The organism is Streptomyces venezuelae, from assembly GCF_008642295.1.
Classification (GTDB): Bacteria; Actinomycetota; Actinomycetes; order Streptomycetales; family Streptomycetaceae; genus Streptomyces; species Streptomyces venezuelae_C.
In genome coordinates this window covers 2,297,523-2,310,396 of sequence record NZ_CP029190.1, presented here as the reverse complement: position 1 = coordinate 2,310,396, position 12,874 = coordinate 2,297,523, and the positions used below count along the sequence as shown (strand labels likewise).

10 protein-coding genes and 1 pseudogene are annotated in these 12,874 nt (G+C 74.0%); 8 read left to right on the top strand and 3 right to left on the bottom strand.

What is annotated here, in order from left to right:
• Positions 1-98 precede the first annotated feature (98 nt).
• On the bottom strand, positions 99-2,189 hold the full coding sequence (locus DEJ50_RS10000) for a penicillin acylase family protein (RefSeq protein WP_223837682.1): 2,091 nt from the start codon (positions 2,187-2,189) through the stop codon (positions 99-101).
• A 73-nt stretch (positions 2,190-2,262) separates the two neighbouring features.
• Here DEJ50_RS10000 and DEJ50_RS09995 point away from each other — a divergent pair, with 73 nt between their 5' ends.
• A complete protein-coding gene (locus tag DEJ50_RS09995) occupies positions 2,263-3,012 on the top strand; it encodes a siderophore-interacting protein (RefSeq protein WP_150212031.1) in 750 nt (249 codons plus the stop codon).
• 537 nt (positions 3,013-3,549) lie between these two features.
• Positions 3,550-4,350: pseudogene (locus DEJ50_RS09985) on the top strand (DUF817 domain-containing protein); the annotation flags it as partial.
• On the opposite strand, the gene DEJ50_RS09980 reads toward DEJ50_RS09985, so the two are convergent.
• A complete protein-coding gene (locus DEJ50_RS09980) occupies positions 4,350-5,189 on the bottom strand; it encodes a GNAT family N-acetyltransferase (protein WP_223837681.1) in 840 nt (279 codons plus the stop codon). The pseudogene DEJ50_RS09985 and the gene DEJ50_RS09980 overlap by 1 nt on opposite strands.
• A 70-nt stretch (positions 5,190-5,259) precedes the next feature.
• Here DEJ50_RS09980 and DEJ50_RS09975 point away from each other — a divergent pair, with 70 nt between their 5' ends.
• The 6 genes from DEJ50_RS09975 to DEJ50_RS09955 all read left to right on the top strand — a co-directional run bounded on the left by DEJ50_RS09975 (position 5,260) and on the right by DEJ50_RS09955 (position 12,642).
• On the top strand, positions 5,260-5,643 hold the full coding sequence (locus tag DEJ50_RS09975; RefSeq protein ID WP_150207206.1) for a signal peptidase I: 384 nt from the start codon (positions 5,260-5,262) through the stop codon (positions 5,641-5,643).
• A 154-nt stretch (positions 5,644-5,797) separates the two neighbouring features.
• A complete protein-coding gene (locus tag DEJ50_RS09970) occupies positions 5,798-8,023 on the top strand; it encodes an MMPL family transporter (RefSeq protein ID WP_150207205.1) in 2,226 nt (741 codons plus the stop codon).
• A gap of 34 nt (positions 8,024-8,057) precedes the next feature.
• Entirely contained in the window at positions 8,058-8,603 is a 546-nt protein-coding gene (locus DEJ50_RS09965; RefSeq protein WP_150207204.1) for a GNAT family N-acetyltransferase, read from the top strand.
• A 42-nt stretch (positions 8,604-8,645) separates the two neighbouring features.
• The gene (locus DEJ50_RS09960) at positions 8,646-9,200 is read left to right on the top strand and encodes a hypothetical protein (protein ID WP_150207203.1); all 555 of its coding nucleotides are present in this window, start codon (positions 8,646-8,648) and stop codon (positions 9,198-9,200) included.
• A gap of 166 nt (positions 9,201-9,366) precedes the next feature.
• Positions 9,367-9,534, top strand: coding sequence for a hypothetical protein (locus DEJ50_RS33870; protein WP_190344395.1), 168 nt, complete (start codon positions 9,367-9,369; stop codon positions 9,532-9,534).
• Positions 9,535-9,588: 54 nt separating this feature from the next.
• Positions 9,589-12,642 carry a helix-turn-helix transcriptional regulator gene (locus tag DEJ50_RS09955; RefSeq protein ID WP_150212029.1) on the top strand — a complete coding sequence of 1,018 codons (3,054 nt, stop codon included), beginning with the start codon at positions 9,589-9,591 and terminating at the stop codon, positions 12,640-12,642.
• On the opposite strand, the gene DEJ50_RS09950 is transcribed toward DEJ50_RS09955, so the two are convergent.
• A complete protein-coding gene (locus tag DEJ50_RS09950; protein ID WP_150207202.1) occupies positions 12,621-12,836 on the bottom strand; it encodes a DUF6191 domain-containing protein in 216 nt (71 codons plus the stop codon). The two genes, DEJ50_RS09955 and DEJ50_RS09950, sit on opposite strands and share 22 nt — an antisense overlap.
• Between the last annotated feature and the right edge of the window lie 38 nt (positions 12,837-12,874).

Below are 12,874 nucleotides of genomic sequence, written 5' to 3'. Positions count from 1 at the left end.
TCCTTCCCCGGCCGGGCTGGCTCCGACGCTCCGTCGACTCGTACTTCACCCGTACAAAAACAGCTCGGTCAACACGCCGAAAGTCGAGCGCCCGTTCGTCACGACGGGGACTCCAGGCTGAGCTGGCGCCAGTCCGTGACCACCGGCACCAGCTCGCCCCGTGCCCACAAAGCCAGTTGGTCCCGATGGTGCGGGTCGCCCGGGACGCCGTCCGCGCCCAGGGGGACCACCCACAGGCTGTCCTCGCGCCGGGCCAGGTCCCAGACGTACCGGGCCGCCGGGGCGCGGACGATCAGATCGGTGACGCCCGGGACCGAGGAGGTCGCGTTGATGCAGTCGTGGTCGCCCGCCAGGCCCGGCCACGAGGCCTCCGCGTCCGGCAGGGCCTGCCAGGGGGCGAGCCGGTGGACCTCCGACCACGGCGCCTCGCGGAAGGTGGCCGCCGTCTCCTCCAGGGCCGCGCGTGCATGGGCCGTGCGGTCGAGCTCCGGCAGCAGCGGGCTGCCGAGCAGGCCCTCCAGGGCGTAGCCCGTCTTTGGCAGGAGCAGCTGCCAGTCGTGCAGCACCTCGGGGCCGGTCGGCGGGCCGGCCAGCTCCGCGAACAGCGGGTCGGCGGCGATCCGGCGGGCGAGGGCGGAGCGGTAGGCCGCGAAGAGGGCCGCGTCCGTACTGTCCGCCGCCATCGAGCGGTCCCAGCCCAGCAGCCGCTCGCGTACCGCGCGGGCCGCGGGCCCGAGGCCGTCGAGGGCCTGTAGCGGGGCGAGCAGGGGGCCGGCGGCGGCCAGGTGGGTGTCCCGGTGGATCTCCGCCATGTCCTTGGCCGACCAGCCCGCCGAGCCGCTGAGCAGTTCGCGGATGCGGTGCGCGCGGTGGCCGGGGGCGAACTCCACGCCGTACGGGGAGGCGATGCCGCGCGCGTTCGCCATCACGGCGAAGCCCTGCACCGGCTCGGTGACGGTGGCGGCCCAGCCCTGCCAGGCGTACTGCGGGTCCCAGGCGGGCACCGGCCGCAGCCGGTTGGCGGGGTCGCGCAGCGGTACGGCGCCCGCGACCCGGTGCAGCAGGCCGCCCTCGGAGTCGGCGGCGAGGACCACGTTGACGGGCTCGGCCCAGCCGTCGAGCGCGCGGTCGAGGTCGGCGACCGTACGGGCCCGCAGCAGCTCGGGCAGTGCGGCGAAGCCGAGGTCCTCGCGGACCCGGGGCGGGTAGCGCAGGCTCAGGTCCTGCTCCGCCCCGTCGACGCCCTGCCGGACGACGACCGGGCCGTGCGCGGTCTCCAGCACCTCCACTTCGATGTGGTGGAAGGTTTCTGCGTCCTTGACGGTGATGGTCTCGGTGTGGCGTGCGACCGGCTCCCAGCTGTCGCCGGCGGCGCGGGCCAGCAGCCGGCCGTGGCCGTCCTCGCGCAACTCCTCGACGTACAGGTCGTGGTAGTCGGCCATGGCGTTGGTGATGGCCCAGGCCACGGTGCCGGTGTGGCCGAAATGGGCGATGCCGGGGACCCCGGGGACGGCGAGGCCGAGCACGTCGTACTCCGGGCAGCAGAGACGTATCTGCTGGTAGATGCCCGGGTCCTCGATGGTCCGGTGGGGGTCGCCCGCGAGGATCGCCGAGCCGCCGGCCGTACGGTCCCCGGGCACCAGCCAGCCGTTGCTGCCGCAGCTGCCCGGGTGGTCGGCGGCGAACAGCGGGACGGCCGCATCGCCGAGGGTGCGGGCGACCCGGTCGCGCCACAGCTTGGTGGGGAAGCCGGCGAACAGGATGTGGGTGGAGACCCAGACGGCGAGCGGAACCCAGGGCTCCCAGGGGGCGGGGGAGAGGCCGGTGTCCGCGAACCGGGGGTCGCGGGCGGCCCCTTGGGCGAGTCCGGCGTTCACCCCGGACACGTACGCCCGGACCCAGTCGGCGGTCTCCGGATCCAGCGCGTCGAAGCAGCGCCGGGCGGTGTCCGCGAGCCGCGCCTGGCGGGCGAACCGGTCCCAGGCGACGGCCCCGGGGCCCAGGAACGCGGCGGTGGAACCCTGCGCGCGGTGGCGGGCGTTCTCCAGCTGCCAGGCCCGGTCGAGCGCGGTGATCCGGCCCTGGGCATAGGCGAGTTCGCGTGGTCCGGCGGCGCGCAGGTGGGGGATGCCGTGGGCGTCCCGGTACACCTCGTGGTCCGCACCGGTCGCTTCGCTCGCACTGCTCACACATACCCCCAGGCGCGTCAGGTTAGGCTGACCTAACTATATGGTGCCGGGAAAGGGGCGGACGGACATGGCTGTGGGCAAGGGCTGGGAGGGCGTGGTCCTCAAACTCCTGCGGGCCAAGGACTTTACGTTCACTGTGACCGGGGCCGAGCAGGTCACCGCGGACTACCGGCGGATCGGCTTCACCGACGGCGGACTGCTGGCGGCGGCCGGGCCGTCCCTGCACCCGACGATGTGGGTGCGGCTGTGGTTCCAGGACCACGGCAAGCCGCACCAGCGCGCCTACACCCTGGTCGACCCCGACCCGGCGGCCGGCACCTTCTCGCTGGAGTTCGCCCTGCACGACGGGGCGGCCAGCAACTGGGCGCGTACCGCAGCTCCGGGGGACACCATCGAGGCCACGGTCCAGGGCACCGGGTTCGTCCCGCCCGCGCCCGCCCCCGAGCGGCTGCTGGTGATCGGCGACGCGGCCTCGCTGCCCGCCGTCAACTCCCTGCTGGACGCCTATCCGGACACGCCCGCGACCCTGTGGTTCGAGACCCAGCACGCGTCGGACGCGGAGCTTCCGGTCCGGCTGGACCCGGCCCGGCACGAGATCCGCCGGATTGCCCGGGAGCGTGCCGGGGCGGCCCTGGTGGAGCGGGTCAAGGCCGAACTTCCGGCGCTGGCGCCGGATCCGGCCTCCGCGTACGTCTGGCTGGCCTGCGACACCGCCACCACCCGCACCCTGACCGGCTGGCTCCGCAAGGACCTCGGCCTGCCCAAGTCCCGGGTGAACAGCCTGGGGTACTGGCGGGATGCACCCGGCGGGGCCGCGGCGTAGGCGTTCCGCCCTTGCCGCCGGGCCGTCCCCGGCTGCCTGACCGGTTGCCGGGCCGGCCGCCGGGCCGGTTGGCGGCCTGGAACCCCGCGGGCGGCTCCCGGCGTCTGCGGGAACATGTTCCCGAACGAGCGCACGCAGGCCACGCGAGCTTTGCAGGCCACGCAAGCCGTGCCGGCCGAGCAGGCCATGCAGGCTGAGCCGGCCGAGCGGGCCGTGCCGGCCGAGCGGGCCGTGCCGGCTGAGCAGGCCGTGCCGGCCGAGCGGGCCGGGCGGCCCGCGCAGCCCGGGCAGGCCACGCGACCCTTGCAGGCCGAGCAGGCCTGTCAGCCCGCGCAGCCCGCGAGGCCCGCGCAGCCCGCGCGGCCCGCGAGGCCCGCGCGGCCCGGGCAGGCCACGCAAGCCGTGCCAGCCGTGCCGGCTGAGCAGGCCGAGCAGGCCATGCAGGCTGAGCCGGCTGAGCCGGCCGAGCCGGCCGAGCAGGCCAGGCGGCCCGCGCAGCGCACGAGGCCCGCGCGGGCCATGAGGGCCGCGCGGGCCATGAGGGCCGCGCAGCCCGCGCAGCCCGCGCAGGCCGCGCGGCCCGTGCTGCGCGCGCGGGCCGCGCGCGCAGGCGGGCAGCTGCTGCGGTTCGGTCTGCTCCAGGCCCGCTGCTGTGCCTTCCCGGTCGCCCTGGTGCTCGGCATCGGGGCGTCCGGCCTGCTCCCCGAGCTGCCGGTGGCCCGCTACGACCTGGTCCTGCTCTACGGGGTGGGCCTGACCGTGCTGGCCCGCAAGGCCGGCTGGGACACCGCCCGCGACACCGCCGTGATCGCCGCCTGCCACGCCATCGGGCTGCTCTTCGAGCTGGTCAAGGTGCAGATGGGGTCCTGGGTCTACCCGGAGGAGGCCCTCACCAAGGTGGCGGGCGTCCCGCTGTACGGCGGCTTCCTCTACGCGGCCGTCGGCAGCTACGTGTGCCGCGCCTGGCGGCTGATGGACCTCTCCCTGGACCGGTACCGGCCGCGGCCGATGGCCGTCCTCGCCGCCCTCGTCTACCTCAACTTCTTCACCCACCACTGGCTGCCCGACCTCCGGTGGCCGCTCGCCGCCCTGATGCTGCTCGCCCTGCGGGGCACCTGGGTGCACTACACCGTGGCCGCCGTCCGCCACCGAATGCCGCTGGCCCTGGCCTTCGTACTGATCGGCTTCTTCCTCTGGGTCGCCGAGAACGCCGCCACCTATGCCGGCGCCTGGAGCTACCCCGACCAGCTCGACGGCTGGCAGCCGGTGCCGCTCGCCAAATTCGCCGCCTGGTCCCTGCTGATCAGCGTCACCTTCGTCATCGCGGCCCGGCCCCGCTATTCCGCCGCAGTCCAGACGTACGGCGTGGTGACGCCCAGCACCTCGAAGCCCAGCCGCTCCAGGATCGGCCGGCTCTGGTCGGAGGCGTCGACCTGGAGCCAGCGGATGCCGCGGGCGGCGGCGATGCGGGCGCGGTGGGCGACCAGGGCGCGGTAGATACCGCGGCCCCGCCACTCGGGGGCGGTGCCGCCGCCCCACAGGCCGGCGAACGAGGCCCCGGCCGGCATCTCGATCCGCGCCGCGCTCACCGGCCGGCCGGCCGCCATCGCCACCACCGCGGCCAGGGTGTCCGGCTCCTCGGTGAGCCGGGTCAGGATCTGGTGGTGCAGGCGCGGCTGGGACTCCCCGAAGGCCGCCTCGTGCGCGGCCATCATCATCCCCACCCCGGCCGCGTCCGTCACCGGTACCAGGGTCACTCCTTCCGGTAGCGCCGGGCCGTCCGCCACCGACCGTGCGGCCAGATCCGCCACCCGCGCCACCATCAGCGTCTCCGGCGGCCCGGGCACCAGCCCGGCGCGCACCAGCCGCGCCCCCAGATCCGCCGGACCGTCGTGGCCGTACAGCTTCCACTCGAACTCGTCCGCGCCACGCCCCGCGAAGTACGCCACCTGCTCGGCGATCGCGGCGTCCGCGGTCTGGGAGGTCAGGTCCGACCAGAGCACCGCGTTCCAGCCGAGGCCCGGCGTACTGTGCCGGACCACTCGCCCGGCCCGCTCCACCACCGCACCCGGTCCCTCGGGCCGGGCCCCGAGCCGCATCTCGGCGTCGTACCGGGCCCGCACCGCCGCGCCATCCGTCATGTCGTCCGCCATGCCGTCCGCCGTGCCATCTGCCATGCCATCCGTCGTCATCCGCGCAGCTGACCAGCCGTCGGCCCGCCCCCGCAACTGCATTAGCCTCCCTGCCATGAGCGACGACAACGTGTACGTCGGGCGGGCGGCTGCCGATGCCGCCCTCGACCACGGCTGGCTCCTCGGCCACTTCAAGGACCCCGGCGGCCCCCGCCACAGCGCGGACGTAGAGATCAAGTGGGGCGTACACGCCAAGGGCGAGGAACGCGCCCAGTGGGTACGGGGCGAGCAGCGCACCGCCCTCCAGGTCCTCATCAGCGGGCGCTTCCGGCTGGAGTTCCCCGGGCGCACGGTCGTCCTCGCCGAACAGGGCGACTATGTGGTCTGGGGCCGCGGAGTCGATCATTCCTGGTGCGCGGAGGAGGACACGGTCGTCCTGACGGTCCGTTGGCCCTCCGTCCCCGGGTACAAGGTCCCGCAGACCCCCGCAGCCCTGTGACGATGCACACGAACCGGACCAACGATCATCATTCGCTGCGATCGTGTCGGTGGAGACCACCCAGGGCGACCCCCGGGGTCACAGGTCACCGTTTGCGTTCTGCGTCGGGCCGATCCCGGTGAAGATCCGAGCCACCACCAGGGAGCACGATCCGTTGGCAGCAATCGCACGGTGGTGCCTGCGGCACCGCCTCGTCGTCGTCCTGCTCTGGCTGATCGCCCTCGGCGGCACCGCGCTGGCCGCCGGCACCGCCGGCAGCGCGTACTCCAACGACTACGAGATCCCCGGCACCGAATCCGGCAAGGCCGCCGACCTGCTCCGCGACGGCTTCCACGGCCAGGGCGGCGACACCGACACCGTGGTCTGGCGCACCCCGCCGGACCGGACCGTCCGCGCCCCCGACGTCGAGCAGCGGATGACCGCCGCCCTCGACACCATCGCCGGACTCCCGGGCGTCGGCTCGGTCGCCGGCCCCTACGGCCCCGGCCCCGAGGGCGCGAGCCGGATCAGCGCCGACGGGCGCACCGCCTACGCCGTGGTCAGCTTCGACCGGCCGGCCGACGCGGTCCCCAGGGCCCAGGCCGAGGCGGTCGTCAAGGCCGCCAAGAACGCGCAGACGGAGGCCGACGGCCTCCGGGTCGAGCTCGGCGGCCGGGCCATCGGACTCACCGAGGCGCCCGCCGCCCACTTCGCCGAGGCCATCGGCGTGGCCGTCGCCGCCCTGGTCCTCTTCCTCGCCTTCGGCTCGCTCGCCGCCAGCCTGCTCCCCATCGCGACCGCCCTGGTCAGCGTCGGCACCGCCTACTCCGGCATCAGCCTGCTCGGCCACGCCATGCCCGTCGCCGACTTCGCCCCCATGCTCGGCACCCTGGTCGGCCTCGGCGTCGGCATCGACTACGCCCTCTTCATCGTCACCCGGCACCGCAAGGGCCTCCAGCGCGGCCTCCCGGTCGAGGAGGCCGCCCGGACCGCGGTGGCCACCACCGGCCGGGCCGTGGTCTTCGCCGGGGCCACCGTCTGCATCGCCCTGCTCGGCATGCTGGTGCTCCGGCTGGACTTCCTCAACGGCGTCGCGCTGGCCGCCTCGCTCACGGTGGTCCTCACCGTCGCCGCCTCGGTGACGCTGCTCCCGGCCCTCCTCTCGTACATCGGCATGCGGGCCCTGTCCCGCCGCGAACGCCGCAGGCTCGCCGAGCACGGCCCGCAGCCCGAAGGGCCGAGCGGCTTCGCCGTCCGCTGGTCCGCCTTCGTGGAACGGCACCCCAAACTGCTCGGTCTGGTCGCCACCCTCGTCATGGCCGTACTGGCCCTGCCCGCCCTCTCCCTCCACCTTGGCACCTCCGACCAGGGCAACAACCCGGCCACCGCCACCACCCGCCAGGCCTACGACCTGCTCGCCGACGGCTTCGGCCCCGGCACCAACGGCCCGCTCGCGCTGGTCGCCCGGCTGGACGACGCGGGCGACCGGGTCGCCCTGGACCGGCTCGGTGCGGCCCTGCGGGACACCGAGGGGGTCGCCTCCGTCGGGCCCGCCGTCGTCAACAGCAGCGGGGACACCGCCGTCCTGACCGTGGTACCGGACTCCGCCCCGCAGTCCCGGGACACCAGCGAGCTGGTCGACCGGCTCCGCCAGGACGTCGTCCCGCGCGCCGAAGCGGGCACCACCATGGAGGTGTACGTCGGCGGGGTGACCGCCGGCTATGACGACTTCGCCGAGGTGATCATCGGCAAACTGCCGCTCTTCGTCGGTGTGGTGATCGCCCTGGGCTGCGTCCTGCTGCTGCTCGCCTTCCGGTCCCTCGGGATCCCGGTCAAAGCGGCCCTGATGAACATCGCCGCCGTCGCCTCCTCCTTCGGGGTGGTCGTGGCGGTCTTCCAGTGGGGCTGGGGCAGCGAGCCGATGGGTCTGGGCAGCGCCGGACCGATCGAGCCCTTCCTGCCCGTGATCATGGTTTCGGTGCTCTTCGGACTGTCCATGGACTACCAGGTCTTCCTGGTCAGCCGGATGTACGAGGAATGGCTGGAGACCGGTGACAACCGGCGTGCCGTCCGGGTCGGCCTGGCCGAGACCAGCCGGGTGATCAACTCGGCGGCGGTCATCATGATCTCCGTCTTCCTCGCCTTCGTCCTCAGCGGGGACCGGCTGATCGCCATGTTCGGCATCGCCCTCGCCGTGGCCGTCGCCCTGGACGCCTTTGTCCTGCGCACCCTCCTCGTCCCCGCCCTGATGCACCTGCTGGGCGGCGCGAACTGGTGGCTGCCCGGCTGGCTCGACCGCCGGCTGCCCAAGATCAGTATTGAGCCGCCCGAGGACCCGGCGCATGCGAAACTGCCTGCGCAGCGGCCCACCGGGGACCCCGTGGAAGCCGCCTCCAACTGACCGTCCAACGGCCCACGCGCCGCAAGGAGCCCGCATGTTCTCCATAGACCTGGCCGACGACGCCCAGCTCTTCCCGCTCGAGGTCTGGCACGCCGAGGAGTTCCTGGCGCACATCGACCGCGGTCGTGAGTTCATCGGCGTCCACGTGCCCTTCCCGGACCGGGCCACCGACCTCGAATCGGCCCGCACCCTGCTCGGCACCAACGCCGCGAAGGCCGCCGCCGACGGCGCCCGCCTCTACGGCATCCGGGTCGACGGCATCCTGCGCGGCGGGGTCCTCTTCCCCGCCTTCGACGCCGAGCAGGGCGTGTGCGAGGTCGGCTGCTGGCTGGAGCCCGCCGCGGCCGGCCGCGGCCTGATCACCACCGCCTGCCGGGTCCTGATCGACTGGGCCTTCCACACTCGCGGCATGCACCGGGTGGAATGGCACGTCTCCTCCGCCAACGCCAAGAGCATCGCGGTCGCCGAGCGGCTGGGCTTCACCCGGGAAGGCGTGCTGCGCGAGAACTTCCGCCACCGCGGGGTCCGCCAGTCCACCGAGATCTGGTCGGTCCTCGCCCACGAGTGGCCCAAGGCCTGATCTCTCAGGAAGCTCTCATGCGGGGCGCCTACGGTGCCCCGCATGGACACCACAACCCCCACGACCCCCAAGCCCGCCGAGCCCGCCGAATCGGCCGAGTCGGCCGAGGCTGCTGAGCCCGCGCAGACCGACGCGCTGGACCAGGAGCCGGACGAGGAGCTGGAGGAGCTCAAGGAGCCCGAGGAGTCCGAGGAGCGCCCGACCGGAGTCGGTGCCGCAGCCGCCGCCCTGGCCGGTGCCGGGCTCTCCGTCATCGCCCTCACCGGCAGCTGGGTCTCCCGGGTACTCGCCGAGCGCCAGACCCTGATCGGCCAGATCGAGTCCGTCAACGCCCCGAGCACCGAGGCCAAGATCAACGCCCTGTACGGCGATGCCTGGCACCTCACCGCCCTGGTCAACGGCTGCTTTTCCGCCCTCGCCCTGATCCTCGGCATGCTCGTCCTGGCCGGCCCCGCCTTCGGCGCCCCCGGCCGCTTCAACCCCACCTGGGTCAGGGCCGTCTCCTGGGCGGCCTTCGCCCTCGGAGCCCTCGGCGTCCTGCTCTTCGGACTCATGTACTTCGACGTCCTCACCCCCCTCCCGAAGGCCGCCGGCTAAGTCCTAGGGGGGCCTTAGGCCGGGGTACGGCGGGCTGAGGCCCGGGTCTAAGGCCCCCTGCCCCGTACAGATGCGGCATGCTCCCGATGTGCCGGCACCCCCTGGGACGCGAATCTTGAATCACACCGAACGAGGTGCAAGAGGAACCAACCGGGGAGAGAACGAGATGTTCGCGTACGAGATCGCCGCCACCCGCCGCGCCGACCTGATCCGCCAGGCCGATGCCTACCGCCAGGCCCAGCAGGCCAAGCGGGCGCGCCGCGGCGCGGCGCGGGGCCAGGAACCCGCACCGGCCGCGCGGGACGACCGCAACCGCTTCACCACCGTCGCGTAGCCCGCGCCGCGACCCATGTTGATATCGAGTGCCGTCGGGCAGCAGGTCTGTGACATGCTCGGCGGCGTGGAGACCAGATCTGTCAGCCCGGTGTTCGTCGGCCGCGCCGACGAACTGGCCGTACTCACCGATGCATTCGCCCGAGCCGCCGGCGGAGAGCCGCAGGCCCTCCTCATCGCCGGTGAGGCCGGGGTCGGGAAGACCCGGCTCACCGAGGAGTTCCTGGGCGACGCGACCCGGCAGGCCGCCGTCGTGGCCATCGGAGGCTGTGTGGAGATCGGGGCGGAGGGACTTCCCTTCGCCCCCTTTTCCACAGCCCTGCGCACCCTGCGCCGCCGCCTCCCCGAGGAGTTCGCCGCCGCAGCCGCCGGCCAGGAGGACGAGCTGGCCCGGATCCTCCCGGAACTCGGCGACACCCCCCGCGGCCCGCACGACGAGGAAAGCACCCACCGCCTCTTCGAGCTGACGGCCCGGCTGCTGGAACGCCTCGCCGCCGACCGCACCGTGGTCCTGGTCCTGGAAGACCTGCACTGGGCCGACACCTCCACCCGGCACCTGCTCGCCTACCTCTACCGCACCCTCATCAGCGGACGCCTGGTCGTTCTCGCCACCTACCGCGCCGACGACATCCACCGCCGCCACCCGCTGCGCCCGCTGCTCGCCGAACTCGACCGGCTGCGCACCGTCCAGCGGGTCGAGCTGTCCCGCTTCAACCGGGGCGAAGTCCGCCGCCAGCTCGCCGGGATCCTCGCCTCCCAGCCCGACGAGTCCCTCGTCGACACCGTCTTCGACCGCTCCGACGGCAACGCCTTCTTCGTCGAGGAACTCATCGCCTCCATGGAGAGCGGCTGCCGCAGCGGCCTCACCGCAAACCTCCGCGACCTGCTGCTGGTCCGCGTCGAGGTGCTCCCCGAGGCCGCGCAGCGGGTCGCCCGGATCGTCGCCGAAGGCGGCTCCACCATCGAATACCCGCTGCTGCGGGCCGTTGCCGGGCTGACCGAGGACGAACTCTTCGAGGCCCTGCGGGCCGCCGTCGGCGCCAACATCCTGCTCGCCACCCCCGACGGCGACGGCTACCGCTTCCGGCACTCCCTGGTCCGCGAAGCGGTCAGCGACGACCTGCTGCCCGGCGAACGCGCCCGCGTCAACCGCCGCTATGCCGAGGCCCTCGAAGCCGACGACACCCTGGTCCGCGCCGAGGAGCGGATCATCCGGCTGGCCAGCTACTGGTACTACGCCAACGACCCGGCCAAGGCGCTGCCCGCAGCGCTGGAGGGCTCGGTGGCCGCCCGCCGCCGGCACGCCTACTCCGAGCAGCTGCGCCTGCTGGAACGCGCCATGGACCTGTGGGACAGCACCCCGGAGGAGGTCCGCGAGGCGTTGCGCCCGGCGGACTACACCGAGGTGTACCCGCCGTGCGGCTGCGATCCGGCGACCACACCACTGCAACGGCTCGACCTGCTGGCCGAGGCCACCGTCGCGGCCCGGTTCGGCGGCGAACGCGAACGCGCCCTGAAGATCACCAAGATTGCGCTCCGGATGCTGGAGGACGCCGCCGCCGACCAGGACCTGCTGCGCGCCGCCTGGTTCTGGACCGAACGCTCCGGACTCGTCGCCAGCCTGGCCCGCGGCGACGGCTGGAAGGAACTGGGGATCGCCCAGGACCTCGTCCGGGGGCTGCCCCCGTCCCAGGTGCACGCCGAAGTCCTGGTCAAGGCCGCCGGCTGGGGCATGCTCCACAACCCCGGCCCCGACAACCTCGCGGCGGCGGAGCGCGCCGCCGAGTACGCGCGGATGGTCGGCGCCGAGGACGTCGAACTCAATGCCCGGATCACCGTCGGCTGCCTGCGCACCGACGCCGGCGAACCCGAGCAGGGGCTGGCCGAGCTGGGCTCGGTCGCCGACCGGGCCATCTCGCTCGGCCTGCCCATGATTGCCGGACGTGCACATATCAACCTCACCTCTCAACTGGAAAGCAGGGGCCGGTCCCGGGAAGCGGTGGAACGGGCGGAACAAGGGGTGGAACTCGTCGCCAAGGCCCGGCTGCTGGACACCGAGGCATGGCTGCGCGGGAACATGGCCGAAAGCCTGTACAGCCTCGGCCGCTGGGACGAAGCCGCCGAGACCGCCCGGCGCACCCTGAGCGTCGCGCAGAGCGCGGCCCCCCGCGGGTCGGCCTCCGCCCGGCTGGCCTACATCGCCCTGGCCCGCGGCGAGCTGACCGAGGCCGCCACCCGGCTCGCCGCCGCCCACCAGCACTTCGGCACCCACGACAGCCAGCCCCAGCACCGCATCCCGCTCTACCGGCTGACGGTGGGCGTGGCCGCGGGGGAGGGCCGGCTCGCCGACGCCCGCGCCGAGTGCGCCGAGGCGGTCGGCCACGGCTTCCCGCTCGGCCACCACCGCTACGCCTGGCCGCTGCTGCTGGCGGCGGCCACCGCAGAAGCGGACGCCCGGGGCCTGCCGTCCGCGGACGCCGGCCGGGACGCCGCCGTCCGGCTGATCCGCGACGCCGCCCGCACGCTGGCCACCCCGGTCCCGGTGTGGGCGGCGCACGCCGAGTACGTCCGCGCCGAACTCCTGCGCGCCGAGGGCCGGGACTCCGTGGCCGACTGGTCCGCGGTCGAGGAACAGGTCCGCGTGCTGGAGCGCCCGTACCTGCTGGCCCGGGCCCGCCACCGGCTCGGCGAGGCACTGCTCACGGCCGGCGGCGACCGGGAGCGGGCCGTCGGCCTGCTTCGCGCCGCCTCCGCCGACGCCGAGCGCCTCGGCGCCCGTCGGCTCCGCGAGGACCTCGCCCTGCTCGCGCAGCGCGCCCGGCTCCCGCTCACCGCCCACGAGGCGCCGGCCGCACCCGCAGCCGACACCGATCCGGTGGAGGCCCTGGGGCTGACCAGCCGCGAGCGGGACGTCCTGCGCCTGGTCGCCGCCGGGCAGACCAACCGTCAGGTCGCCGAGGAGCTCTTCATCTCACCGAAGACCGCCAGCGTCCACGTGTCCAACATCCTGGCCAAGCTGGGTGTCGCGGGCCGCGGCGAAGCCGCCGCCCTCGCCCACCGCCTCCGCCTGTTCGCCCCGGGCGCCGGTCAGCAGTCGGCGCGCGCCTGACCGCCGGCCTCACCGCCGGGCTGATCACCGGGCGGGTCCTCGACCCGTATGAGGACCTGCCCGGAGTCGAGGTCTATCGGACCCCGCCCCGGATCCCCGTCGCCCACGTCGACCCGGGACAGCTCCAGCCGCTTGCGCTCGTCGTCGGTGTGCTTGCGTCCCGGGTTGAACAGCTCCTCGATCATGTTGAACACGTGCCCACCGTGCCTTCCGCCCCCTGCGAGGGCCTCGC